Origin of the sequence: Sediminitomix flava (genome assembly GCF_003149185.1) — a bacterium.
GTDB lineage: Bacteria > Bacteroidota > Bacteroidia > Cytophagales > Flammeovirgaceae > Sediminitomix > Sediminitomix flava.
This window is the reverse complement of sequence record NZ_QGDO01000001.1, coordinates 1,137,093-1,163,486: the sequence shown is the minus strand read 5'-3', so window position 1 is coordinate 1,163,486 and position 26,394 is coordinate 1,137,093. Positions and strand designations below refer to the sequence as shown.

Sequence of the window (26,394 nt, the reverse complement as noted above, 5' to 3'; positions counted from 1 at the left end):
TGATTGTCATGAAAAATAAATTAGTATTCATACTTCTAACATTTAGTACCCTACTGACATCTTGTGATAGCTTTTTGAATAGAAGTTCGGAAACATCGATTCCTAAAGATGATGTGTTTGAAGATATGGAAGGAGCTACTATGGCTCTGACTAGTGCTTATCAGTTATTGGCGGACAGTTACTTTTACCGACGAAATACAATTTTGTATCCTGCACTGAAGGGGGGAGAAATCAAATATGGCAAAAGAATTAGTTCTGCTCAAAAAAATGCATGGAGAGCAGCCTACGAATTTGACCATATTGAAGATGATAGCCAAGACGACCGAATGTTTTTGAGTTATCGAACAGGCTATGACTTGATGAATAGAGTCAATAATATCATCAATTATATTCATTTAGTACAAGATGGAAGTGAAGCTGAACGTAATCAAATCTTAGGAGAGGCTTTAACGATACGTGCGATTGCTCATTTGGAGATAAGTAAATTGTACGCTCAGCCTTATTCTTTTTCTGCAAATGCACAGCATTTAGGTATTGTAACCTTAGAAAAAACACCTGATGTTTTTGAGCAACCGAAAAGGGCAAGGTTATACCAAACCTATGATCAAATAGTCAAAGATTTGGAAGAAGCAATTACGTTGATGACGATAAACAGATCGGGTACTTATACAAAGTCCTGGCTGAATAAAGCGGCTGCTCAAGCATTTTTGTCTAGAGTTTATTTATATCAAGAAGACTGGAATTCAGTAGTAGATGTTTCCAGTGAATTGATTTCTAGCTCAGAGTTTAGTTTAGCCAATCATCAAAACTACCTATTGTCATGGACGGAGAGATATCAATTATCAACTGAAGATCTTTGGGTTGTAGATATGAATGGAACCCAAGCTGAAGAAATGTCTATGCTTATTGGGAAAAGTAATGATGGAGGAAATGAATTTGCGGTAACTAAAGATCTAATCGAGCTTTTCAACGAAGGTGATATTCGCAAAGAACTTTATGCCCTTAATACAAGTGAAGACACAATTTGCTTGAAATTTCATTCAAAAGATATGTTTGAAAACTTCGTAAGAGGGATTCGTTTGAGTGAAGTTTACCTCAACAGAGCAGAAGCTGCAGTGATGATGGGAGATTATGTCACTGCACGTAGTGATCTGAATATTCTAAGAAAGAGAGCAAATCCAGATGCAGAAGATATCAAACTATCGGGGCAAGCACTGATTGAAGAAATTTATAAGGAGAGAAGGCGAGAATTGGCATTGGAAGGTCATGCCTATTATGACATCATCCGAACAGGGAGAGAAGTGATGAGGACTGATTTTAATGGAGCTCTAAATCAGACAGTATCTGCAGGAGACTATAAGCAAATCTTACCAATTCCTGATTATGCCATTGAGCCTAATGTCAATATGGAACAAAACGAAGGATATTAATAGAGTAACAACTGAAACAACAAACAAAATGAGAAAAGTAACACAATACTTTTTGAGCTTACTAGCTATTGCGTTGGTATTTGTAGGCTGTAAAGAAGATGATGAAATCGTATTGCCAAAAGTTAGTTTTGAACTTACAACTTCTGAAATCGCAGAAAACGCTACATCGGCTTTGGCATTGAAAGTAATGGTAGATCAAGTACCAAGCACAGGTTTGGAAGTTCCATTTACATTAAGCGGAACAGCTGAAGAAGGCGTTAACTTTAAAGAAATTGAGCCAAAGACAGTTATTTTTGAAGGTGGTTCAAATGAAGCAGTTATTTTTGTGAATCCTATCAATGTTGGATTGATTGAAGGGAACAAAGAATTGATAATAACATTAGCGACTGCAAGCGAATATGAATTAGTCGCAGAGAAAAATAGTTGCGCAGTTACAATTCTTGACAATGAAGCTCCTGCAGCCGATGCTCCAGTAGTTCAGTTTATTGAAGCGTCAAGAGTTTCAAATGCTTATTTGGAAGAGGAGATTACAGTTGAATTAGGTATTACAGAAGCACTAGCCAATGATGTTGTCATTGCACTTGATTTTGTAGGAGATGCTGTTTTAGATACAGATTATACTTTAGAAGGAGTAGTATCAAATGGAGTAATATTAACAGCAGGAGAGCTTAATGCGACTTTTAAAGTTGTTATTAAAAATACAGGCATTCTTGATATTGATAAATTTATCAATGTAAAATTGGCAGAGCCAACAGTGACAGATTATGCGGTATCTACAGAGAAAAATACGTTTGATGTAAATATCATTGACCCTAAGGTAGATTTTTCAGGTGCTTGGTTATCTTCAGCTAACTTATATGGTTATTTCATGACAGGTGAAAAAGATGCTGATGGAAGAGTACTTTATATAGATAATGATGATGTTTATCAAGTAAAGCAATACTATCAAAAAGAAGATGGTTCTTTTGGTACTCGTACAATCTATCCATATGTGAAAGTAAATGAGGCAGATGCCAACCTTTGGGGTAGTTACAGACATATCTTTCTTAAAGGAGAAGGCTGGGGTCATACAGAAGATAACTATCGTTACGAAAACCATGTAGGAAATATCTTTGGAGTCAATAAACTATTTGACGATCTAGTTAGCTATCAAAATGTAGGGCCAGATACAGATGGTTTTATTCGTTTTGTACAGTTAGAAAAAGAAGCTGCATCTGGAAAAGTAATTGTAGCAGAGCAAGACTTTATCATGTATAAAGCTAAAGATGGGGTTGATTGGAAATCAAAAGAAAATAACCCAAATGGCGCTAAATACTTCTGGTATGATGATTCAATGCAGACTCAAGGAGATATTACTAAATCTGATAATGTAGAAGAAATAGTAGTAAAAGTTACAGGTGAAGGTACATATGATTTAAATACGAAAGAAGTTATCGTAACAGTTACGATGGTTTGTGAGGATACTGGATTTATCACAAAAAATGGTGGTAATACTGTAAAGCAAGTATTTAAATATATACCGAATAAATAAATTACCTATTAATGATGTTCAGAGTAATTCTCAAAAGAGTTACTCTGAACTTTTACCTATCCTTTGAGTAGTTTCTTCATACTCTTAATTCTTCATTAATGATAACTAACAAACAATTTTTAGGGATGCTTTTGCTTTCCCTATTTTCATTGAGCTTTGCAAAAGCCCAATCAATCAAAACTTACCAAGAAATTATAGATGCAAATGTCACTTCTCAGAAAGGGATGTTTACAGTACATCAAAAAGACGATAAATTATACTTTGAGATTCCAGATCAGCTTTTGGATAAAGAAATGCTGATGGCAGCTAGAGTAGCAGAAGTCAGTGACCCATCAAAAGCCTTTGCTGGAGAGATGCGTCGTAACCCCTTGTTATGTCGTTTTAGAAGAAATGAAAAAAATGTATACCTGTTGGTAGACCCAAATCATTATGAACTGCAAGATGATAGCAATATCAAGAATGCATTAGCTCGTCAAAGTTTGCTACCTGTTTATCAGACCTTCCCAATTTTAGCTTTTGACGAAAACAAAACTTCTGCAGTTATTGATGTAACAGATTTCTTCTCCAAAGAAATTGAATTAATTACACCATTTGCTAGCAAAGGGAAACCAGGTAAACTAGATGCTAAAAGTTCTGGTCTTGATCAAGTATTAGTTTTTGAGAATAACATTGAAGTTCAACATTTCTTTAACTACACTACGAAAACGACTCCTTTCAGAGCTAAGATTAATCGTTCGATTTTACTTTTGCCAGAACCAATGATGGCTCGTCGTTATGACCGCCGTTTGAATTATTTTAGCACAAGCGGAAAAACGATAGCTGACAATGGTGATGTCATTGGAAGTTATAAGAATATTAGTCGTTTTAGAGTGGAGCCTAAACCACAGGACAGAGAAAAATATTTCAGAGGTGAATTAGTAGAACCTCAAAAGCCAATTGTTTTTTATGTAGATAATGGTTTTCCAGATCGTTGGGCAAAACATATAAAACAAGGTATTGAAGATTGGCAAGTAGCTTTTGAAGCTATTGGTTTCAAAAATGCGGTTATCGCGAAAGACTTTCCAAAAGATGATCCTACCTTCAATCCGAATGACTTGCAACACAACGTGTTCAGATATGTGACTACAAATACAATCAATGCGGCAGGGCCTCGTTGGGTTGATCCCCGTACAGGTGAAGTGATTCGTAGTCAGGTTATTTGGTTTCACAATGTAATTCAGAAATTGCACGATTGGTATTTGGTACAAACTTCGGCTGTAGACGAAAGGGCTAGGGCGAAAGTATATGAAGACGAATTACTTGGGCGACTAATCCGTTATGCAGCAGCACATGAGATAGGGCATAATCTTGGATTTCAGCACAACATGAGAGCATCTTACGCTTATCCTGTAGAATCTTTGAGAGATGCTGAATTTACACAGAAGTATGGTACTACACCATCCATCATGGATTACGCTCGTTTCAATTATATTGCACAACCAGGCGATAAAGGCGTGTCTTTCACTCCTCCTAAAATTGGTGTTTACGATATGTATGCACTAAAATGGGGATATCAATTGATTGAAGGTATTCAAACACCAGAAGATGAGTATGACACTTTGAATCAATGGATTTTGGAAAAAGCGAATGACCCTCGTTATCGTTTTACACCACAATTTGCAATGGGCATCTCTGATGACCCAGCGTCTCAAGCTGAAGCTCTTGGCGATGACGGTGTGAAAGCAGGAACGTACGGCGTGAAGAATACTCGTTATATCATGTCAAATATCATTGACTGGACAGTAGAAGAAGGGCATGATTATAAGTATTTGGATCGAATCAATAAAGCACTGATAAAACAGTATAAAAGATATTTACACCACAATATTTCGTATTTGGGCGGAGCTTATACTTACTTAGGTGTGGAAGGTGAAGAAAAAGCCTTGAGAACTCCTGTAACGAAGAAAAAGCAACAAGAAGCCTTAACTTGGTTGTTTACAGAAATCACTTCAAATGAATGGTTGGTCAATCCAGAGGTAGAAAAACGTTTAGGCGATCAGCGTAAAGATTGGTATAAGTTTAATACAGATATCTTGGATGAGATGATGAGCGGCTACATATACCAACGTATGCAAGCTAATGGAAATGAATATACTGCAGATGAGTATGTCCTTGATTTGGGCGAATTGGTTTGGAGTTTAAATGATAAAAAAGGAAAGTTGACAGAAATGGAAATGATCCTTCAGCAAGCATATATTCATAACCTCAAAAACATGACCGTAGGTGTAACTTTGAATAAGGACAAAAAACAAAAATCAGCGTTTAGTCCTGAAGAAGCTTTGTCAAGAGGTAGTGCATCCAAAGTGAATTATGTTGACAGGCTGTTGAGGGTAGCGGCATACCAAGCGGTTGAACGAGCAGATAAAGCCATAGCAAAAGAGTTGGAAGGCCCGAACAGAGTTCATTTCATGATATTGAAGCAAATGCTTGAAGAATAGTAAGAGAGTTAATATCTAAAATTTAGGCACTGAATAATGTTATATTCAGTGCTTTTTTTTATTAATTTGTTTTTGATTAAACAATATTTTTTGAAATGAAAATACGTCTATTTTTAAGTCTTATTGTATTGCTCCCTTTATTCACTTCTTGTGAAGAAGATTTAGAGTCTAATATAGACACTACTTTAGAGCAATTACCGTCTTTGGTACTTCCCGATTTCGCTAGAGGAAATACAGAAATTCAATTAGGTGATCTTGATAAAGTAGAGAATTTATCAGCTGTAACTGAAGTAAGCTATTCGATTGATGGCAAAGAAATTGGAACCTCATCAACAGCGCCATTTATGATCAGTTTTGACTCTAAAGAATTTGACGATGGGGTACAAAAACTTATAGCGACACTTAAAACAGCAAGTGAAAGTTATGTTGTAGAGTCTGAACTTATGATTGATAATATAGCCTTTACATTGGAGGTCGGTGAGGGGTACACATCTACTTCATATTGGTATTGGTTAACAAATGAGAACGGAGAGCAATTATCAGAGGTGATTGGTTTAAAAGATAATACAGTTCAGCACCTCTATATACCAGAAGATTATAAAGGGGATCGAATACTTTTTGTTACATCAGAACATAGTAAACATGATTGGGGAGAGTATAAGAATGAAAACTTATTTCTTAGGTTGAATTATTTAGATACAAAAAATGATATAATATGGAAATTTAATGTCTGGGACCCTGATGAATTAAATCCAACTAAAGAATTAGTAGCTCAAATAGAAGTTCCTTTTGATGATAGTTATGAATACAGTCAACTAAAGTTAGAAGAGAGCGATTATCGTTATTGGGTAGAAAATGAAAGACACACTTATGATGGGTATAAAGCTGATGTTTATGCCTACGCAGGAGAACCACTCCCAGAAACAATGAGATTTGTTTTATACAGTCGTTTGAGGTATTCTTCAGAAAGAATATCTATTTATTTGGAAGCTCAAAAAGATGATTTGATAACTGTTGACTTGTCTGAGTTCGAAACTAAAAATAATTATATGGTATTTGATAGTCCAGGTGTAGTATCATTAATGTACGAGAATACAGGTATGTATCCAACAGATCTTTTCTTTAGCCTTGAAGAGCATTTTATCAATGGTGATTTTACAAATAAAGAATATAGATGGTATATCCCTCATAATCTAGCTGATGCATCAGTATATGAGTCGAACTTAGGTTCTTCTTCTTACAGTACAAAAGAGCCAAGTTATTCCTCTATATCTTACACTTATGGCAAACCAATAACAGAAAGAAGTTTATGGAAGGGAAGTGTGGATATTTTGAAGAATGCAGGGCCTTTTGGGGGCATTGATCTCAATGTGATTGGAGATGATTATAGTGTTTTGTCTCTTTCATCAAATTTGAGAGAGGCAATAACAGATAAACATACTAAGAGGTTTAATCTTACGATTTCAGGAATAACACCTGAAGATGATTTCTCTAACTTTAACCTTGAATTATCGGGTGATTTACTTCAAAAAGAACCATTATTTGCGGAGTTGAAATCTAATATAACAGAGTTTAGTTCTTATGGTGTAATGAAGTATGAAGAAAACGGAATCTCACTTGGTGAATATACCTATAGAAATTCTCAAAGGTATGTAGCTTTTATAAATACGAACTCCAATGCTAGAGTGAGTTCAGATTTAAATCATATGAAATATAATTTTGAACAAGGTAATAGTTTTCAGAACTCTAAAGAATATTTTCATCAATTCCATTTGAGCGAATTAGAAAAGATGAAGAATAAATAAAATATATATTTTTCGGTTTATGAATTGTGCCTTTTCGTTGTATACAATGGAAAGGCATTTTCATTTTCAGAATATACGTTCATTTCGAAGAGCTTTTATTTGCTATGTATGTTATCCGTATTGATACGGGTGTACTTATTGATTATGGAAGAAATCGAAATAATTGAATTGCCTGATGGCTTATTGTCTGAACAGGTTGAGCAATATGAAAAAGTAACAGGCGCGGTTTATAACCAAGAATTAGGACAGCTTAGTTTTGATACCAATTACGGTAAAGGGACAATCTATGAGATCTATTTACAGAGAGAGCTTTCAGTGGTAATTAGCTCGATTGAAGTAAAGAAGAAACTCAAAATAGTGAGGACAAATACGGAGAAAATTGATCAAGTGAAGTTCAATGTTTTCTTGAAAGGAAATGAAGAAGGATTATATGATTTTAATGGAGTTAAAATGCCTGCAGGTGTAGTTTTTTGGTCTGGGGGAAAGCATGTTTATGGCGATTTGCAAAAAGGAAAATTTCAATGGCTTACTTTTTACCTTTCTAAGTCAATCGTCAATAATATGGAGAAAACTCAGTCTTTAGAAAAATGGCTTCACTTTATAGATGAGAATGAGTTTATCTTGATTTTTGAATCTCTGACCATTGAACTTGAAGACTTGAGTCAGCGAGTTTTATCTTTGTTAGGTAGGAAAGAAGCATGGGCTGATATGATGCTCAAAGGATTGGCTTTACAGATGATGTCTTTGAATATTCAGATGTTTTATAAGCGAATCATTAATGAAAAAAACTTTCAAGTCATTAATTCAGATGATCTTCAAGCTTTATTTAGAATCAAGCAAATGATTCATGAAAGTACAGAAACACCTCCTGTAGTTTCGGATTTAGCTGAACGAGCAAACATGAGTTTACGAAAATTTCAACGTCTTTTTAAGCAAACTTTTGGAGTAGGAGCATCCGAGTATTTTCAGAAGGTACGGATGGAAAAGTCTGTGGAGATGATGAGGGCTGGAACATATTCTTTAATGGATATTTCGACTACACTTGGTTTTTCGAGTACAAGCCATTTTTCATCAAGTTTTAAAAAATACTTCAAACAGACTCCTCGAAAATACATGTCTAGCTTAAAGCAATATGATCACTAAAAAGTCTCATCATTTATGTTTGGCAGAAATATATAATTTTATGGCGTAAGTTTTAAATAAAAGCCATTTAAGAATCCTCACCTTTGCAAAGAAGTCAGAAACAAAAAGACTTTACAGTCTTCCCTTAGACTGATATAAATTAACCTAATAGATCAATCAATAATTAACATGGATTCTAAAGACTTACTAAAAGGATTGGGCTTGGGAACTGCTTTACTCGGAGCAGCTTTACCTTCAGAAGCAGAAGATGGAGGAAAGCCTGAAGCAAACAAAAATCAGAAACCTAACATTCTTGTCATCATGGGAGATGATGTCGGTTGGTTCAACATCAGTGCCTACAACGATGGAATGATGGGCTACAAAACACCTAACATTGATCGCATAGCGGCAGATGGTATTCGTTTCACAGATGCTTATGCACAGCAATCATCTACAGCTGGTCGTTCGGCATTTATTACAGGACAAAGTCCAATCAGAACAGGGCTTACTAAAGTAGGAATGCCGGGAGCTGATTTGGGATTGAGAAATGAAGACCCAACATTGGCAGAATTGCTGAAGCCTCTAGGATATACTACAGGACAATTTGGCAAAAATCATTTGGGAGATAAAGATGAATTCTTGCCTACAAACCATGGTTTTGATGAGTTCTACGGAAACCTTTATCACCTGAATGCGGAGGAAGAGCCCGAAAATCCCGACTATCCGAATGATCCAGGTTTCAGAGAACAGTTTGGTCCTCGTGGTGTCATTCATGCAACAGCCGACGGTCCAGTAAAAGATACAGGACCATTAACGAAAAAGAGAATGGAGACCATTGACGATGAAGTAATGAGTTATGCTCAAAACTTTATTGAAAAGGCTGTAAAAGAAGATAAACCATTCTTCACGTGGGTTAATACCTCTCGTATGCACGTTTGGACACACCTAAAACCTGAATCGGAAGGGGTGACAGGACAGGGAGTTTATGCCGATGGAATGGTAGAACATGATGGTCATGTCGGGCAACTTCTGAAACAATTGGAAGAGCTTGGAATCGAAGAAAATACCATAGTGATCTATGCAACTGATAATGGCGCAGAAGTTTGTACATGGCCTGATGGAGGAACAATTCCTTTTAAAGGAGAGAAAAACACAACTTGGGAAGGTGGTTTCAGAGCACCTATGATGGTGAAGTGGCCTGCCAAAATCAAAGGTGGACAAGTTTCAAACGAAATCATTTCTTTGGAAGATTGGGTGCCTACACTTATGGCTGCTGCAGGTGATGCTGATATCAAAGAAAAGTTGAAAGAAGGACATCAAGCAGGAGATTCACACTTCAAAGTTCATCTTGATGGCTATAATTTCTTACCCTATTTTGAAGGAAAAGAAGTAAGTGGCCCTCGTCATGAATTCTTCTACTTTACAGATGGAGGATCACTGTCAGCAGTTCGTACAGATGATTGGAAAATTATGTTCTCACTTCAAGAAGTACATGGACTAGATGTATGGAGAAAACCACTGACTACATTGAGAGCTCCATTGGTGATTAATTTAAGACGTGATCCATTTGAAAGAGCAATGGAAGAATCAATTGGTTATGATAAATGGTGGGCAGATCATATGTTTATGTTTGTTCCTTCTCAACAAAACGTAGCGAAGTTCTTGGAGACCTTTAAAGAGTTCCCTCCGAGACAGCGCCCTGCTTCTTGGGTAATTGACGATGTTTTCAGTAATATCCCAACAGTACAAGAGTTGGAAGCAGAAGGAAAAAAATAGGAATAGAGAGAAAATTGAAGTCATAGTATTCCTAATGAACAGAAAAGAGTCATCCTGAAAATAAATTCGGGATGACTCTTTTATATTTTAATAGCAAGATGAATTACATTCCTGTGTAGTTATAAGGCGTAATTTGCATCAATTCAGCTTTGATTTCATCGTTTACATTCAATGTCTGGATGAAATTGTGAATTGCTTGCTCATTGATCACATCGTTTGTACGAGTCAATTCTTTCAATGCCTCATATGGTTTTGGATAACCTTCTCTACGCAAGATCGTTTGGATAGCCTCGGCAGTTACAGCCCAGTTGTCTTCTAAGTCTTGACGGAATTGAGCTTCGTTGATCTCCAATTTGTTCAAACCTTTCAACAACGATTGAAGTGCAATTACTACGTGTCCCATTGGTACGCCAATGTTTCTCAATACCGTTGAATCAGTCAAGTCTCTTTGCAAACGAGAAATAGGCAATTTGGCAGCCAAGTGCTCAAAGATTGCATTTGCAATACCCAAGTTTCCTTCTGCATTTTCGAAGTCGATTGGGTTTACCTTATGAGGCATAGCTGAAGAACCAACTTCATTTTTGTTGATCTTTTGCTTGAAGTACTTCATAGAAACATATTGCCAGATATCTCTAGACATATCTACCAAGATTGTATCGATACGTTTGTAAGCATCAAACATAGCCGCAAGGTTATCGTAGTTCTCAATTTGAGTAGTGAACTGCGAACGCTTCAAACCAAGGTATTCGCCAACAAATTTATTACCGAAAGCAATCCAGTCAGTAGAAGGATATGCTACTTTATGAGCATTGAAATTACCTGTAGCACCGCCAAACTTTGCAGAATAAGGAACCGCTTCCAATTGCTTCATTTGCTCTTCCAAACGGTAAACAAATACCATCAATTCTTTACCCAAACGAGTAGGAGAAGCAGGCTGTCCGTGAGTAAGAGCTAGCATCGGGATTGCTGACCACTCTTCTGCCAATTCTTTAATCTTAGCAATTGTCTCTTTCAACATAGGGAAAACAACTTTCTCATTCGCCATTTTCATTGAAAGAGGAATTGAGGTGTTGTTGATATCTTGAGAAGTCAATCCGAAGTGGATAAACTCTTTGTGCTCTTGGATACCCAATTTGTCAAATTCTTCTTTGATAAAGTACTCTACAGATTTAACATCGTGGTTTGTTACTTTCTCAAAATCTTTTACTTTTTGCGCATCTTCTTCTGAGAAATACTCATAGATTTCACGCAATTTCGGGAAAAGTGACTTGTCAAAACCTTCTAATTGAGGGATTGGTTGTTCGCATAGTGCGATGAAATATTCAATTTCTACCCAAACTCTATACTTGATCAAGGCAAATTCAGAGTAATAAGCACTCAATGCCGCAGTTTTACTTCCGTAACGTCCATCAACGGGAGAGATCGCAGTCAGCTGATTCAACATCTGTCTAAAGGTTTTATTTTTTTGAAAAAAGAAAAAGACCTGAATCCTTTGTTCATCAGGTCTAGCAGTATGTGCGCAAAATTAAGCCCTTCTTTCAAAATTGCCAATGAATTTGAGAAGAATAGGTGAGAATTAAATCCCGAAAATGAATAATTTTTCCTTTAAAATGTTTTATGCTGTTAAAAATGGCTTTCTATAAACATTTTCAGTGTTAGGAATGAGAAAAGCTACCCCATTACTGAGATAGCTTTTCTGATCATTAAACTTCTTTTTCGAAGAATATTCTGGTAACACCTAAATCTCTTTCAAGCTGAGCTTTTCTGATTGTATAATTCACCCTATTTATTCTTTAATTTTCTAGAACCGTTTTGAATCGATTTATACATCTTGCCCAGGCTCTTGTCCTTCTTGCGTCGCTCATAATTACTCATTTGATAGTTTGCACTTTCACGCTGAAGTTTCAAATAACTTTGAAAGCGGTCTTCTGAGAGTGTACCTTCGGCTAAAGCTTCTTGCACTTTACAATCTGGTTCGTGCTGATGAGTACATCCTTTGAATCGGCAGCCTTCTGCCAAAACTTGAATTTCTTCAAAAGTCATTTCCAAACCTTTCTTGACATCGGTCAGTCCAAACTCCCTTGTTCCAGGATTATCAATCAAAATCCCTCCTTCGGGTAAAACAATCAATTCCCTGTGCGTGGTTGTATGCTTCCCTTTGTTGACGGCATCACTGATTTCAGAAGTTTTGAAATGGGTTTCTCCCATCATGTAATTAATAATCGATGATTTTCCAACCCCAGAAGAACCTAAGAAAATAATGCTTTCGCCTTCTTTTACTTCAGTTTTGATATCCTCCATACCTGTTTCATCATGCACAGAACAAGGATAGATTTTTACTGAAGGAGCAATAGCTTCAATTTCCATTATTTTCTCTACTAAATCATCACATAAATCTGATTTGTTGAGAATGATGATTGGTTGAATATCGAATTCATACACTTGAACCAAGTAGCGTTCGAGCCTTCTGATATTGAAATTATGATCAAGAGATTGTACTAAGAATGCTTTATCGATATTTGAGGCTATAATTTGAGCAGATTGTTCTTGTCCTGCTTTTTTCCGAGCTAATGAATTCTGACGAGGAAGAGTTTCGAAAATAAAACCGTTTTGATCGTCCATAGCTTGAAATGCTACCCAGTCGCCTACTTTGGGTAAATCTTCAGCTTCAGAACCATATAGTAATTTCCCCATAAGGTTCGCTTCAAATATTCCAGTTTCAGAAATAAGCTTGTATTGTGTCTTATTTTCTGTAATAATTCTCGCAGGAATAAAATCAGTCAATGACAAAGCGTCCCATTCCTTTTGAAAATGATTGTTCCAACCCAATTGAGTTAAAGTATACATTTTTGATTATTTTTTGCTGTAAATCTTGGATATAAAAAAGAGTGCTTGTTGAGTGAGTAAATACTCAAAAGCATAATGCGAAGAGGGTGCCGTACAGTTTCAAGGGTTGAAAGCTGTCAGCTATTACGCAATGATCCCAGCGATATGGTAGGTATTCAGTGTCATGAGTGACAAAGGTAGGAAAGAAATGGAAGAAGATAAAAAAGGCTCTCCGAACAAATGATAATAAAAAAGGGATTTTCCGAATGGAAAACCCCATAATATTTTTAGTTGAAACGATCTAAGTCTCGTTGGAAGCGCTCAATCAGATCTGTTGAAAACGAACGAATCACTTTCTGTTCATTTTCGTCAATTCCATCTGCAGCATCAGCAATTATTTTCATGGCAGAGACAAACTCTGTGTATTCTGCAGCAGGACCATGAGCATGGCATACATTTATGACTTTGTTGTAAACTTCTTCGACTGATGAATGTTTAGCCTCTTCATATTCAAAAGACCAAATGATTTCAGAAGCCCATGTATGATTTTCAAATAATTTATTTAAAGCTTCTTTTTCTTCTTTCTGAATTACACCATCTGCCATTGCGACCACATAAAGAAGTTCTCCAAGCGTTTCGTATAGTTTTTCTTTATCTACCATCTTTTCGGTTTTAGTTGAAATAATTTTGATCGTTCAAGTTTCATGTAGTGAATACTTGGGTATCAATTACTAAAGATTATGTTCGTTATTTAACGGGAAAAGATAGTGTAAAGTTGTATCATGATAACAATGCTTAGTACCTACATCAATATGCCGTTTTTAGCTTGAATAGCTGGAGGTAGCTCTTTCTCTCCTAGCATTTCTCTTAAGTCTATTTCTATACTTCTGCACATTGAGAGCATAGGAATATCATTGGCCATTCCCTGGAAGGGGTTTTCTGAATAATCACCTGTAATTTCCATCATAACATATACCCAAGCGACTATAGACGTAATCGGGACAGAAAGCCACATTGCCCATTCTCCGAGTTTCATAAACTCGGTAATCATCCCAAAAGGGAGTAAGAAAATGAAAATAGTAACTAATGTAGAACTCATATTTCCATATTGTCTAGGCAATGGAAACTTCTTAATTCGTTTGCACTTTCCTTGATGTGTATAGAAATCTCCTAGAATAGATTGTAGTTGCATATGTCTAAAATCATCAATCAATCCTTTTTCTCTGAGAATTTTTAAATCTTCAGATTGTTGATCTATAATTTGTGTGGCTGTATTCTGACAATGAATTAGACGTTCATATTCTTCAGAAGGAAGAAAGTGTTCCAGTTCTATTTTTGTTACTTCATCTTCAACCAAACCTACTCCAAACATCTTCCGATACCGTTTTCCTGCTACTCCTATCATCCCTCTTTGGTTGGCATGTTCCCATGGTGCTATTACTAAAAGTTGACTTCTTAAAGCATACAACCAAGCAATATGTCTGGAAATCATTTTCTGACGAAAAGAGTGAAGTTCAGAATCCGTATATAACTCTTCTGCTGTTCGATCTGTTACAAAACCCTTAATCGAACTTCCCCAAGCTCTGCTAGAGTTTACTATTCCTCCCCATATTTTCCGAGCCTCCCACATTCTATCATAAGCATTGTTATTCTTAAAACCTACATAAAATGCAACAGCAGTACCAATCACAGAAAGTGGAAGCCAAGGTAAAGTAAGCCAATCTAAATCACAGTATTTGTAGAATAATGCAACACTTGTCATCCATAGGTTTATCCAAATAATGTGATGCCAAGTGAAAAGGAAAACTTTACCGACACTTATACTCTTAAAAATATACATTCAGACTTCTTATCAGATCGATAACATCCTTCTAAAATGAAAACCAGATAGTGAACTTAAGCCTGCAATGAGCCCTCCTAAAAAGGCTGTGAGTGCTACTAGATAAACTGATCTTGGTAATTGTAATATCATGGCGATGCGCTTGCTTAATATTCCTTCATTCTGAATATCTATGACACTTGCTGCACTACCCCACAATAATAATAATGCAAAAAAGCCCATGAAGAAAGCTTGCCATCCGCTGTGTGGTGGCATAAATAGGGTATAGATAAAACTGCAAACTGCAATTACGCCCCACCAAGGGAATATCATCTGAGCAATGAAGGCCAACAGACTGATCGGAGCAATACGAGTTAAAAAGAATTTCATACTATTTTTTGGGTTGAATGATATTGGTGTTAGCTACAAATGCATCCTTAGAACCTTTAGGGAGTAATTTCATTTCGTATAATTCGCAGTCTTCCCAGTTTTTGACCATACTTGAATAATATGGACTGCCTGGATTTCCTGACTGCCCCCCTGGATAAACCATTTTTGCATGTGGACCGTCTTTGGTCAATTCAACGACCATTCTCCATGAAGGACCGTGCTCATTAGTTGTGGCATTTACGATATGATGATTTCCTCCATTTTTGATAGGGATATTGAATGGGTTTAGGTTGAAAAGATGTTGTAAATCGGTATTTCTGAAATCAGCCCAATCTTTATGATCTTTTTGTTCTTTCCATTCTTTTACCTTTTTGACAGAAGATTGAAAAGACTTTAAGATCAATTGATTTACAGTTTCTTTTTCTGTTGTAGTTTTTACATCAATCAGTTCAAATTCAGGGTTGTTTCTTAAGAGATTAAATGTGACAATATCTGTCGGAAGTCGAGTTGGGAGATTTGTTTCAACTAATTCATCCCAAAGAATTTCAGAAAGATCATGCGACCATTGTTCAAAGTAGACAGGAGCCAGTAAGTCTTGATGATAATTATAATCCCAAGCAGAAAGAAGCTCGAAGGCCGCGCTTTCTTCTTTACTCATTTCTAGCATTCTTACTTCATCAAGAAGAAAACAAAGATTCTCTGCCGCAATCATATTGTAGTTATCATTGAGCATTTCTTCCATATCTTCAACCGTGATATCATTCATGCTTTCCAATAGGGAATTAATACGTCGATTTCGATAATATTCATACTTAGGATCGAAAACATAGTATGGATAATCTGCAGGTACAGGATACTGATTAGCCGAGCTAACATAACCTTTTTCAGGATTGAACACTTCTACATTGTGTTGTGTTGGTATGTAACCATTCCACTCCATTTCTTTTAAGCTTCCATCCATAATGAACTTTCCTTGCTCTTTCCATTTCAATGGAAAGCGGCCTTGTACTCGAATACCGATATCTCCTTGATTGCTCGCAAAAACAAAATTTTGAGCAGGGCAACTGTATTTTTGTACAGCTTCTTCAAACTCTGCTTTGTTTCTAGCTTTATTGACTTTGTAGAATGCTTCTAGCTCTGTAGAAGGTTCATGAGCAACCCATTTTAAGGCATAGTAATGGTTTTCACCTTCAAACTGATCACTATAAACTACAGGTCCCCATTGTGTGTATAGGACAGTGTCTGTATAAACTCCTTGGTCTCTGATAAATATTTTCTCAACCTCTTTTTGAACAGGCATCCATTTACCATCCAGTAAGTATTCATCTTTTTTATTGTCTTTGAACTTGACAGAGTACCAATCCATGACATCTCTACGGGCATTGGTGACACCCCATGCGATATCTTCATTGAAACCAACACCAATACAAGGAAATCCTGGAATTGTAGCTCCTTGTACATTCATATCATCAGATTGAAGATGAATGGCATACCAAACAGATGGGAGCATAAGTGTCAAATGAGGGTCATTACTCAAGATTGGGTTTCCACTTCTGGTTTTTGCCCCACTCACTGCCCAGTTATTACTGCCATTGTCTGGGTGGGGTTCATAAGCAAACGTTTTATTTACTGTTGAAGAAATAAATCCTGAAGGGTGTGGTTTGCCAACCTCCAAAGGTGTAAAAGATTGGTATGCCGAAACGATAGGTTCATGGTATTCCTCTATCAATTCGGGATACATCTGATTGAATGTTTCTTTCCCAAAAAGAAAAAGAGCATTTGTGAATTCTATATCAGAATTAAATCCGCTCAGTTCATTGGCTACAGATTTGATTAGTAAACCACATTTCAATGCAGACCATTCTTCGGGTTGGTAGTTTAAAAGCTTGTATTCTATTGGGTAATCTTTATAAGAAAGAGAATTGATATAGGCATTGACACCTTCTGTATATGCTGAGAATATTTCTGACATACCAGGTGTTTTGTCTGCCTCGTCTATGAAAGTCACTGCTGCTTTTTTAAGGGCTTTACGTCGGTGCTCAATATCATTTTCTAAGCCTTTTTTTCCTATAATTTCTGAAAGCCTTCCAGCAGCAATTGCTGTCAGAATTTCCATTTGCCAAAGTCGATCTTTTGCAGTCAGATAACCTTGAAGGAAATACAAGTCATGGTTATTCTTAGCATAAACATGTGGAATCATGAGAGTATCAAAACTTACTTCTACTTGATCTTGAATACCTTCAATTTGTTCTGGGAGGCTTGGCACTTGTTGAATTGGTTCTGCATTTTGCCAAAAACCATGAAAAGGGTCAAAGAATTTAGCAAGGGGAGGAATAAATATCGTTTTGTCATTATGAGAAACTTTGATGCGGCTATCCAAAGCACAGATCAAAGTTATACTGATAAGACTGCTTATTAGAAAGGTAATTTGTTTCATCATGAAACTGTAAGTTTATCGGGCAAGTAGGATTATTTTTTCGTAATGGGTCAACTTGCCAAAAATTAACTTTATCTCAGACTAGAAACAAATTAGGAGAAAGTAAAAAATAGAAATATTCGAAGAGATCAAATGGGAAAGTGTTCAAAAAATAGAAAGATGCTAATATGACTAAGAACTATCATATTAGCATCATTTAGAGATTAATGGCTCCAATCAAATTTGTCAATATCTTCTAGTGATTTTACTAAAAGATTAACCATTGTAATTACATCATTGGCATGTGCCATTTCTGTGGTTTGATGTAAATATCTTAATGGAATAGAAATCGCTCCAGCAATCGCTCCTTCTTCACTCATACGCTGAATTCCTGCTGTATCAGTACCTCCCGCAGTTAAAATTTCGTGCTGATTTTGAATGTCGTGTTTCTCCGCTGTTTGTTTTAAGAACTCAACCATACGGTAGTCGCAGATCGTTCCAGCATCAAAAATCTTGATAGCGCATCCTTCACCTAAGGCACTTACTTGATCTTGAGGTGCAATGTTAGGAACGTCATTACCAACAGTGACATCAATTGCGATTCCGAAGTCTGGATTGATGTGATGGGCAGCCACATGAGCGCCTCTCAAACCAACTTCTTCTTGAACTGTAAAAGTTGCATACAAGTCATAAGGAATTTCTTTTCCTTTCAAGTCCTTTAAAACCTCTAATAATGCATAAACACAAATACGGTTGTCTAATGATTTACCATTGATACAGTTTCCAACCTCAATCATTTCTTGCTTACGCGTGATTGGATTTCCTACAGAAACGTATTTTTCTACTTCTTCTTTTGGAAGGCCAAGGTCAATATAGTACTCTTCCGATTTCATGACCTTATTACGTTCTTCTGGGCTCATAGAGTGAATAGGTTTTGAGCCCATCACTCCAACTAAGTCTTTTTTGCCGTGTACAATTACACGAAGAGATGTCAATGTTTTTGGGTCAAATCCACCTAGTGTATGAAAACGGATATAACCTTTATCATCAATATGCTTTACCATGAAACCAATCTCATCGATATGAGCGGCAAGCATCACTTTTTTGTTTTCTGGGTTATTACTACCTCTTTTTACAGTGATTAGGTTACCGATATTATCTGTATACCATTCATCACACAAATCTTTTACTTGAGATATCATAAAATCTCTGATTGGTTTTTCATAACCTGGAGCTCCTGGAGTCTCAGAGATTTGTTTTAGCAAGTCAAAGTTTAATTGTTCCATTGTGAAGGTTTTAATATTTAGTCTGTCTCAAAGGTAAAAGAAATGTGCTATTGATCTAAAAAAGAGGGGAGGCTTTGTTGTATAAAATATTTCCAACCCTCTAAGCAGCTTTCTCTTCTGAATTCTGGAATGCGATCATCAAAATCTTCAAGAACTGTATTTGTTAATCTTAAAATGCTTTGATTTTCTTTCTCAATCAAATCAAAACAAACTGTTGCAGATCCTTGATACTCTTCATATTTCCAATTGTAAACGATTTTTTGTTCGGTTATCACTTCCAAAATCTCCCACAAGTGTATAAAACTTCTCGTTTCAGCCTGTACAGTAAATTGCGTTTGAAAACCTTTCTTTGCTTCAAATGCTGGAATGTTTGGAAAAAACCATTGTCTCATCTGTGTTAAGTCTGTGATTGTTTTCCAAAGCTTTTCTTTTGAGCAATTAAACTCTTGCTCTACTACAATTGCTTGATCTATTACTTTCATTAGTTATTTTAAAGCGATGATTACCCAAGATACTTGATTAATTAGTCTAAACTCTCCAGATTAACTCTCATCACTAAACTTAGACTTTTAGCCCAACAGACTGGAAATTATTAAACAGTCAACTTTTCTTTTTCTCCGATTCGCTCTAATATTCTTTCATACAACATTCGACCATCTAAATGGAAATGTTGCTGATGCTCACCTACATATTCAAGGTATTTATTCATTTTTTCAGGCTTCTCTTGTAGATAGAATGCATAAGCTAGATAAGTCGCATTGATTAACATAGCATCATTCACATACTTCAAATCAATCAGATCTTGAAGAATATGTTTCCCCTCTATTCTTTCTAATTCAACAAGAACTGCAGCTCTTGTTCCACGAATGGCGTCGGACTTTGGTGCAATAAGTATGGCTTTTTTAGAATATTCTTCTGCTTTCTCCAACTCATTTTTTAGTAAATAAGTCCAAGCTAAAGCATTATACAATATCGCTTCTGCTCTTTTTACTTTCTTATCTGTTTTAAGTAATTCCTCTAACTCTAGTAATAATTCTAAGCTTTTATCTAACTCTCCCAACTTAAGATAAAAGTGACTGATACCGTATTTCAAGAGGTTTTCATTTGGAAAGCGTTCAAGGTATTCTAAATATATGCTTAAAGCTTGGTCATATTTACCTTCTTCTGCAAATTCAGCTGCATCCAGCAACTTATCACTATAATTATAGATTTCAAGGTCTTCTTTTTTGCGGAAAGGTAAACTCAGTAATTGATACCCATCAGAACCGTGAACCGAGTCCATAGCATAAGTAGTAAAAGGAATAAGGTTCATTGCTCCTCTTAGTGCATTCGCTGTCATTAAAATCATGAGTAAATCAATTCCCTCCTTTCCAATGAGACGATCCCAATCAAATCCTTTAAAGTAATAAATACATCCTGCAAGGGCGAGGTTAAAAAAAACTCCTCCTAAAATATACACTGCAAGACGTAAGCGTAAATGAGAAATATTTGAGAAAGAAGCAAACGCCAAACCTGAGTCTATTTTATGTTTCAAAGAAACTTTTACCCCTAGTATTTGTCCCTTAAAAAGTGTTTGTCCTCTTCCTAATTGTATTCTAAGTGGTTTGCCTTTCACTAGCTTTGCCATCAATAAATGGCCTAATTCATGAATTGGAATTGTGACTAGCCCCATACTCCATACAAAAAGGAGTACAGAAATAATGAAATCTGATAAGACTATATAGTTTGGATGTATATTGACGAACCTTAACCCTAAAGCGAGAGCGAGAAGTGCGATAGTCCAATTTGGGAAAAAGGCTGTAAAAATATTTTTAGCGAGTGTAAATCTACCTTTGTTTGTTAAGTCGGTCATATATTAAAAAGTTTCATACTATAATGCCTAATAAAGGTAGAGTTTAGCTCATCAAGTACAAAATAGAAACCATTGAACCACTAACCTCAAATCAGAACTCTTGTCTTTTTATAAAGAATATTATTTCATTATTAGACCTAAAAAACAAAAAAGCCCATCTCATTGCTGAGACGGGCTTTATATATTGAGCTAAACTTTCTTCAATTAAGCGTTGTTTGAGCTAGCTGAAGCACCCAAGTACTCGCGATTCAGACGAGCGATGTGAGTGATAGAAATCTCTTTCGGACATTCAGCCTCACAAGCACCTGTGTTAGTACAAGCACCGAAACCTTCTTCGTCATGTTGAGAAAGCATCGCTTCAACACGTGCCTTTCTTTCTGCATGACCTTGAGGTAATAATGCCAACTGAGATACTTTTGCAGACATGAACAGCATTGCAGAAGCATTCTTACAAGCTGCTACACAAGCTCCACAACCAATACACTGAGCTGCATCCATTGCCTCATCAGCAATTTCTTTAGCAATTGGAAGTGCGTTTGCATCAGGAATACCACCAGTGTTTACTGATACGTATCCACCTGCTTGCATGATTCTTTCAAAAGCAGTTCTATCTACCATCAAGTCTTTCATTACAGGGAAAGCTGCAGCTCTCCAAGGCTCGATTACGATAGTATCGCCATCTTTGAACGAACGCATGTGCAACTGACAAGTTGTGATACCATGCTTTGGTCCGTGAGGACGACCGTTGATGTAAAGAGAACACATACCACAGATACCTTCACGGCAGTCATGGTCAAAGTGTACAGGGTCTTCACCCTTACGAAGAACATCTTCGTTCAAAACGTCCAACATCTCAAGGAATGACATGTCTGGAGAGATATCAGACAACTCGTATGTTTTGAATTCTCCTTTGACATTAGCGTTCGCTTGACGCCAAATTTTCAAAGTTAATTTCATATTTCCTGACATAACTATCTTATTTATAACTTCTCTGAGTCAATTTAACATTTTCAAATTCAAGCACTTCTTTGTTAAGTACTGCTTGTTGGTCATCACCTTTGTATTCCCAAGCTCCTACGAATGAATACTCATCATCCATACGCTTAGCTTCACCTTCTTCAGTTTGAGATTCTTCACGGAAGTGACCACCACAAGATTCTTCTCTCATAAGTGCATCATCTACCATAAGCTCACCCAATTCCATGAAGTCAGCAACACGAAGTGCTTTTTCCAATGTAATGTTCAACTCTTCGTTGATACCGATCATTTTCAAGTCTGACCAGAATTCTTTACGAAGTTCTTGAATCATGCCTTTTGCTTTTTTCAAGCCTTCAGCGTTACGAGACATACCACAGTAATCCCACATGATTTTACCCAATTTCTTGTGTAAGTCATCTGGCGTTTGGTTACCGCCGATGTTCATCAATGTCTCGATACGCGCTTTTACGTCAGCTTCAGCTTTTTTGAACTCAGGATGGTTTACATCTACTTTCTCACCTAGAGGTAAAGAAGCGATGTAGTTACCAATTGTGTAAGGAGCTACAAAATAACCATCAGCCAAACCTTGCATCAATGCAGATGCTCCCAAACGGTTAGCACCATGATCTGAGAAGTTAGCCTCTCCTAAAGCATAAAGACCAGGAACAGTTGTCATCAAGTTGTAATCTACCCAAAGACCACCCATTGTGTAGTGAACTGCAGGATAGATCATCATTGGCATTTCATAAGGATTGTCACCAGTGATCTGCATGTACATGTCGAACAAGTTACCGTACTTTTGCTCGATAACATCACGACCGTCACGCTTGATTGCATCAGCGAAATCCAAGAATACAGCCAAACCAGTGTTACCCACACCACGTCCTTCGTCACAAGCGTACTTTGCGTTACGAGATGCAACGTCACGAGGTACCAAGTTACCGAATGAAGGGTATCTTCTTTCCAAGTAGTAGTCTCTTTCAGACTCAGGAAGGTTTACAGCATCTTTTGCTGAAAGTCCTTTTGCCTTAGACTGCTCTTTTGGAACCCATACACGACCATCGTTACGAAGTGACTCTGACATCAAAGTCAATTTCGATTGGTGATCTCCTGATACAGGAATACAAGTAGGGTGAATTTGTGTGAAACAAGGGTTAGCGAACATCGCACCTTTCTTGTACGCTCTCCAAGCTGCAGAACCGTTAGATCCCATAGCGTTAGTAGAAAGGAAGAATACGTTGCCGTATCCACCAGTACAAAGAAGAACAGCATGTCCTGCGTGCGATTCGATTTTACCAGTAACAAGGTCACGAGTCACGATACCTTTTGCATGTCCGTCGATAGTTACAACGTCTAGCATCTCAGTACGTGTGTAAAGCTTAACTTTACCTTTGTTCACTTGTCTTGAAAGTGCAGAATAAGCACCCAAAAGCAATTGTTGTCCCGTTTGACCACGTGCGTAGAACGTACGTGATACTTGAGCACCACCAAATGAACGGTTAGCCAATAGCCCACCGTAATCACGAGCGAATGGTACACCTTGAGCAACACATTGGTCAATGATATCTACAGATACTTCTGCCAAACGATAAACGTTTGCTTCTCTTGATCTGTAGTCACCACCTTTAATTGTATCATAGAAAAGACGGAACACAGAGTCACCGTCATTTTGGTAATTCTTTGCTGCGTTGATACCACCTTGTGCTGCAATAGAGTGCGCACGACGAGGTGAATCTTGGAAACAGAAGTTTTTAACATTGTAGCCTAGCTCTGCCAAAGAAGCAGCCGCTGAAGCACCAGCCAAACCAGTACCTACTACAATGATGTCAAATTTTCTTTTGTTAGCCGGGTTTACAAGCTTGCTATCAAACTTGTGTTTCGTCCACTTTTCTGCTAACGGTCCTTGAGGAATATTAGAATTTAAAGTCATCGTAATGTTTTTCTTTGCACTAAGCGTTTACAACGAAATAAATGAATAGAGGCATAGCTGCGAACAATCCGCAAACTACTACTGTATACCCTTTACCCAAAGCTTGGATGAATGGAGTATATTTCTTGTGGTTCAAACCTAAAGTTTGGAATGCTGAAGCAAAAGCATGCCATAAGTGGAAACCAACTAAAAGCATAGAAACTTCATAGAAAAGAACCATTGGTAAACTTTTATAAGATTCTACTACTAAAGCATAGAGATCTTTATATTCTACACCGTCGTACTCTACCATTGGCATTTGGCCCCAGAAGCCGTGCATTTTTGCCCAATACATTGCTAAGTGCGTGATCAAGAAAAACAAAATCAATGATCCAAGAAGAGCCATGTTTGCCGATGACCAAGTTTTGTGAGACTTGTTTGTCACAGCGTAACGTACGTTACCTCTTGCTTTCTTGTTTTGTCTTGTCAACAATAATGAATAAGCAACATGCAAGATGATTGAGAAATATGTCAAATAAGACAAAATCTTAATCGCAGGATTCGTAGTCATGAACAAAGCATATTTATTGAATGCCTCGCCATCATCTAATTTGAATAATTGCGTGTTACCGATAACGTGTCCTGTAAGGAACAGGATGAAGAACAATCCAGAAAGAGCCATTAAAAGCTTTTTCCCTACTGAACTGCTCAGTGATCTAGTTAGCCAACTCATACCAACTTAATTGTTTAGTGTTTAGTGTTAAATTGAATCTTTCTTAACTCTTTGTTGTCAAAATTATACTCGGAAAGAAAATCTTACAATAATTTTCCTCACTCATTTGATATTTTGACTCATTCTAAATAAACAAAAATATCATTTTTATTCATTTACAAATGTGGCAACATGCTGAATTTCAATGCTAATAGCTAGTCAATTAATCGTTGTTTTTACACGAAAATTAATTTTTATATAATTTTACCTTGATTTATTATAACTATCATCACCTTTTTCTAAAGAATGAAAATCACCTCCTTAAATTTTAATTATCTGCTTTTTTGCTCAACAACTTGTTTAAGCGTATTGTTTACACAGACTTATGAAAATTTTTGAAGAGATTTTATTAGTAGAGATCCCAGTTGCCTTTGTTGTAATATTCTGCCAAAACAGGGTTATGAACTTTGTTCACTTCTAAGTTAGCAGAATCTATGTCAACTAAGTTTCTGCCAAATGAAGTAATTTGTTTCATACCATCCTGCGTTAGCCATCTTGTGTCAATTTCTTCTAATTTATCTTTTTGAAGAACGTCTTTTATTTGATCTGTTGAAAGTTTTTTAGATGTAAGCATCCATCCCCATTCACCCATTGTGAGTACTTGATTGTGCATTGGTACCACATTTTCAAAACCTGCGGACTGGAGGGTTTTCTGAATACAGTAAAAAGCTTTGGTTGCGTAATAAGGACTTCCCGATTGTACGACCAGACTACCATGAGGTCTTAGGTGCTGATAACAGCGGAAGTACATTTCTTGAGAGTAAAGTCTTGCTAGCTCAATTGATTTAGGGTCAGGGAAATCAATAATGATGACATCGTAGAAGGATTGCGTTTCTTCCATGTACCTATAAGCATCACCATTGATCACATTTACTTTGGGGTTATTGAGCGAATTCTTATTTAATTCTGTGAGGATAGGGTTTGTCTTAGCAAGTTTTGTCATCTCAGGATCAAGGTCCACCAAAGTTATATTTTGCACAGAAGAATATTTCAAAACTTCACGAGCAGCACATCCATCACCTCCACCCAGAATTAGAACTTCTTGAGCATTAGGGACTAATTGCATAGCTGGATGAACTAACGGTTCATGGTATAGAAACTCATCAAATGAACTAAGCTGAAGGCGTCCATTTAGGTATAACCAATGATCATTTTTCCATTGGGTAAGAACGATACGCTGATAAGGGGTTTGTGTTTGGAATACTACTTTGTCTTTATAGCGTTTCTGCTCACCAAAATCAATGATATCTTTGGCTAAAAATGTTCCAACGCCTAGCATTAACAGAACTACCATACCACTTCCAAAAAGTACAGGTCTTAGATGAGGGCTTACTAATTCTTTTAATCTGAAGTAAAGAAGTAAAGCTACCAATAAGTTAACCATTCCTAGTACAAATGGAGTGTAGACTAAACCTAAAATAGGTAAGCCAATAAATGCAAAGAATAATCCTCCAATCAAACTTCCGTAGTAGTCCTTCTCCATCACATTGGAGATGTTTACTTTTAAAGACTCAAATGAATCATTTAAACGTGCGACAAGAGGGATTTCCATCCCAATGAGAAGCCCTACTAGAATACTTAAAGTGTAGATAACAACTCCGTCAAAAGGTAATCGGAAAATACTAAGAGATTCATTGAAACTTGCATAGGCTGAAGCTCCGTAGGCTAAAACTGCACAGAAGCCAACTAATATGGAAAGTATAAATTCAACAATGATAAATCGTTCTAATAGGTAGCGTTCCATGTATTTACTTAAACGGCTTCCTAGCCCCATCGCAAACATCATGAAAGACATGATGAGCGTCCACTGTAATACTGAGTTACCTAAAAAATAAGTCGCTAAGGTCGACAAAACGTATTCTGCAACAATCCCCGAAAGCCCTGTGGCAAAAAGTGCTAATTTCAATGAATTAGATCTACCTAAAATTGAATTCAAGCCCATTATCTTCACTATTCAAAATTCCAAACAATAAGAAGACCTGCAAGAATGCACTTACAGGTCTTC

Annotated in this window: 19 protein-coding genes; 6 read left to right on the top strand and 13 right to left on the bottom strand. The window is 36.7% G+C overall.

What is annotated here, in order from left to right; translation table 11 throughout:
- The first annotated feature begins 8 nt into the window (after positions 1-8).
- From BC781_RS04540 to BC781_RS04515, 6 genes are all read left to right on the top strand, one after another.
- Positions 9-1,430 (top strand): RagB/SusD family nutrient uptake outer membrane protein, encoded by a 1,422-nt coding sequence (locus BC781_RS04540; RefSeq protein WP_158281391.1) that lies wholly within the window; start codon positions 9-11, stop codon positions 1,428-1,430.
- A 28-nt stretch (positions 1,431-1,458) separates the two neighbouring features.
- Positions 1,459-2,961, top strand: a complete 1,503-nt coding sequence (locus tag BC781_RS04535; RefSeq protein ID WP_146201619.1) for a hypothetical protein — start codon at positions 1,459-1,461, stop codon at positions 2,959-2,961.
- 98 nt (positions 2,962-3,059) lie between these two features.
- A complete protein-coding gene (locus tag BC781_RS04530) occupies positions 3,060-5,438 on the top strand; it encodes a zinc-dependent metalloprotease (protein ID WP_109616035.1) in 2,379 nt (792 codons plus the stop codon).
- A gap of 95 nt (positions 5,439-5,533) precedes the next feature.
- Positions 5,534-7,243, top strand: coding sequence for an Ig-like domain-containing protein (locus BC781_RS04525; RefSeq protein WP_109616034.1), 1,710 nt, complete (start codon positions 5,534-5,536; stop codon positions 7,241-7,243).
- A gap of 144 nt (positions 7,244-7,387) precedes the next feature.
- Positions 7,388-8,386 (top strand): helix-turn-helix transcriptional regulator, encoded by a 999-nt coding sequence (locus tag BC781_RS04520; protein ID WP_158281390.1) that lies wholly within the window; start codon positions 7,388-7,390, stop codon positions 8,384-8,386.
- A 168-nt stretch (positions 8,387-8,554) separates the two neighbouring features.
- Positions 8,555-10,141 (top strand): arylsulfatase, encoded by a 1,587-nt coding sequence (locus BC781_RS04515; protein ID WP_109616032.1) that lies wholly within the window; start codon positions 8,555-8,557, stop codon positions 10,139-10,141.
- Positions 10,142-10,244: 103 nt separating this feature from the next.
- Here the strand turns inward: BC781_RS04515 and purB are convergent, their stop codons facing one another.
- The 13 genes from purB to BC781_RS04450 form a co-directional block, all read right to left on the bottom strand.
- Positions 10,245-11,585, bottom strand: coding sequence for an adenylosuccinate lyase (gene purB, locus BC781_RS04510; protein WP_109616031.1), 1,341 nt, complete (start codon positions 11,583-11,585; stop codon positions 10,245-10,247).
- Positions 11,586-11,923: 338 nt separating this feature from the next.
- On the bottom strand, positions 11,924-12,988 hold the full coding sequence (rsgA, locus tag BC781_RS04505; protein WP_109616030.1) for a ribosome small subunit-dependent GTPase A: 1,065 nt from the start codon (positions 12,986-12,988) through the stop codon (positions 11,924-11,926).
- Between the two features lie 266 nt (positions 12,989-13,254).
- Positions 13,255-13,629 carry a TerB family tellurite resistance protein gene (locus BC781_RS04500; protein WP_109616029.1) on the bottom strand — a complete coding sequence of 125 codons (375 nt, stop codon included), beginning with the start codon at positions 13,627-13,629 and terminating at the stop codon, positions 13,255-13,257.
- Between the two features lie 140 nt (positions 13,630-13,769).
- Positions 13,770-14,807, bottom strand: coding sequence for a bestrophin family protein (locus BC781_RS04495; protein WP_109616028.1), 1,038 nt, complete (start codon positions 14,805-14,807; stop codon positions 13,770-13,772).
- A gap of 12 nt (positions 14,808-14,819) precedes the next feature.
- Positions 14,820-15,119 (bottom strand): hypothetical protein, encoded by a 300-nt coding sequence (locus tag BC781_RS04490; RefSeq protein ID WP_146201618.1) that lies wholly within the window; start codon positions 15,117-15,119, stop codon positions 14,820-14,822.
- A gap of 58 nt (positions 15,120-15,177) precedes the next feature.
- The gene (locus BC781_RS04485; protein WP_109616026.1) at positions 15,178-17,616 is read right to left on the bottom strand and encodes a penicillin acylase family protein; all 2,439 of its coding nucleotides are present in this window, start codon (positions 17,614-17,616) and stop codon (positions 15,178-15,180) included.
- Positions 17,617-17,816: 200 nt separating this feature from the next.
- Positions 17,817-18,878 (bottom strand): M42 family metallopeptidase, encoded by a 1,062-nt coding sequence (locus BC781_RS04480; protein WP_109616025.1) that lies wholly within the window; start codon positions 18,876-18,878, stop codon positions 17,817-17,819.
- A 47-nt stretch (positions 18,879-18,925) separates the two neighbouring features.
- Positions 18,926-19,360 (bottom strand): SRPBCC family protein, encoded by a 435-nt coding sequence (locus BC781_RS04475; RefSeq protein ID WP_109616024.1) that lies wholly within the window; start codon positions 19,358-19,360, stop codon positions 18,926-18,928.
- Positions 19,361-19,470: 110 nt separating this feature from the next.
- Positions 19,471-20,730, bottom strand: a complete 1,260-nt coding sequence (locus BC781_RS04470) for a tetratricopeptide repeat protein (RefSeq protein ID WP_109616023.1) — start codon at positions 20,728-20,730, stop codon at positions 19,471-19,473.
- 204 nt (positions 20,731-20,934) lie between these two features.
- Positions 20,935-21,687, bottom strand: a complete 753-nt coding sequence (locus BC781_RS04465; RefSeq protein WP_109616586.1) for a succinate dehydrogenase/fumarate reductase iron-sulfur subunit — start codon at positions 21,685-21,687, stop codon at positions 20,935-20,937.
- 19 nt (positions 21,688-21,706) lie between these two features.
- The gene (locus BC781_RS04460; protein ID WP_109616022.1) at positions 21,707-23,638 is read right to left on the bottom strand and encodes a fumarate reductase/succinate dehydrogenase flavoprotein subunit; all 1,932 of its coding nucleotides are present in this window, start codon (positions 23,636-23,638) and stop codon (positions 21,707-21,709) included.
- Positions 23,639-23,657: 19 nt separating this feature from the next.
- Positions 23,658-24,350: a succinate dehydrogenase cytochrome b subunit gene (locus tag BC781_RS04455; protein WP_109616021.1), complete on the bottom strand. Its 693-nt coding sequence runs from the start codon at positions 24,348-24,350 to the stop codon at positions 23,658-23,660.
- 388 nt (positions 24,351-24,738) lie between these two features.
- On the bottom strand, positions 24,739-26,331 hold the full coding sequence (locus BC781_RS04450; protein ID WP_109616020.1) for a polyamine aminopropyltransferase: 1,593 nt from the start codon (positions 26,329-26,331) through the stop codon (positions 24,739-24,741).
- Positions 26,332-26,394 lie beyond the last annotated feature (63 nt).

Bases quoted from the DNA above. Each gene is read 5' to 3' on its own strand.
- BC781_RS04540 (WP_158281391.1), top strand. From the start codon at position 9: ATGAAAAATAAATTAGTATTCATACTTCTAACATTTAGTACCCTACTG.
- BC781_RS04535 (WP_146201619.1), top strand. From the start codon at position 1,459: ATGAGAAAAGTAACACAATACTTTTTGAGCTTACTAGCTATTGCGTTG.
- BC781_RS04530 (WP_109616035.1), top strand. From the start codon at position 3,060: ATGATAACTAACAAACAATTTTTAGGGATGCTTTTGCTTTCCCTATTT.
- BC781_RS04525 (WP_109616034.1), top strand. From the start codon at position 5,534: ATGAAAATACGTCTATTTTTAAGTCTTATTGTATTGCTCCCTTTATTC.
- BC781_RS04520 (WP_158281390.1), top strand. From the start codon at position 7,388: ATGGAAGAAATCGAAATAATTGAATTGCCTGATGGCTTATTGTCTGAA.
- BC781_RS04515 (WP_109616032.1), top strand. From the start codon at position 8,555: ATGGATTCTAAAGACTTACTAAAAGGATTGGGCTTGGGAACTGCTTTA.
- purB (WP_109616031.1), bottom strand. From the start codon at position 11,585: ATGTTGAATCAGCTGACTGCGATCTCTCCCGTTGATGGACGTTACGGA.
- rsgA (WP_109616030.1), bottom strand. From the start codon at position 12,988: ATGTATACTTTAACTCAATTGGGTTGGAACAATCATTTTCAAAAGGAA.
- BC781_RS04500 (WP_109616029.1), bottom strand. From the start codon at position 13,629: ATGGTAGATAAAGAAAAACTATACGAAACGCTTGGAGAACTTCTTTAT.
- BC781_RS04495 (WP_109616028.1), bottom strand. From the start codon at position 14,807: ATGTATATTTTTAAGAGTATAAGTGTCGGTAAAGTTTTCCTTTTCACT.
- BC781_RS04490 (WP_146201618.1), bottom strand. From the start codon at position 15,119: ATGATATTCCCTTGGTGGGGCGTAATTGCAGTTTGCAGTTTTATCTAT.
- BC781_RS04485 (WP_109616026.1), bottom strand. From the start codon at position 17,616: ATGATGAAACAAATTACCTTTCTAATAAGCAGTCTTATCAGTATAACT.
- BC781_RS04480 (WP_109616025.1), bottom strand. From the start codon at position 18,878: ATGGAACAATTAAACTTTGACTTGCTAAAACAAATCTCTGAGACTCCA.
- BC781_RS04475 (WP_109616024.1), bottom strand. From the start codon at position 19,360: ATGAAAGTAATAGATCAAGCAATTGTAGTAGAGCAAGAGTTTAATTGC.
- BC781_RS04470 (WP_109616023.1), bottom strand. From the start codon at position 20,730: ATGACCGACTTAACAAACAAAGGTAGATTTACACTCGCTAAAAATATT.
- BC781_RS04465 (WP_109616586.1), bottom strand. From the start codon at position 21,687: ATGAAATTAACTTTGAAAATTTGGCGTCAAGCGAACGCTAATGTCAAA.
- BC781_RS04460 (WP_109616022.1), bottom strand. From the start codon at position 23,638: ATGACTTTAAATTCTAATATTCCTCAAGGACCGTTAGCAGAAAAGTGG.
- BC781_RS04455 (WP_109616021.1), bottom strand. From the start codon at position 24,350: ATGAGTTGGCTAACTAGATCACTGAGCAGTTCAGTAGGGAAAAAGCTT.
- BC781_RS04450 (WP_109616020.1), bottom strand. From the start codon at position 26,331: ATGGGCTTGAATTCAATTTTAGGTAGATCTAATTCATTGAAATTAGCA.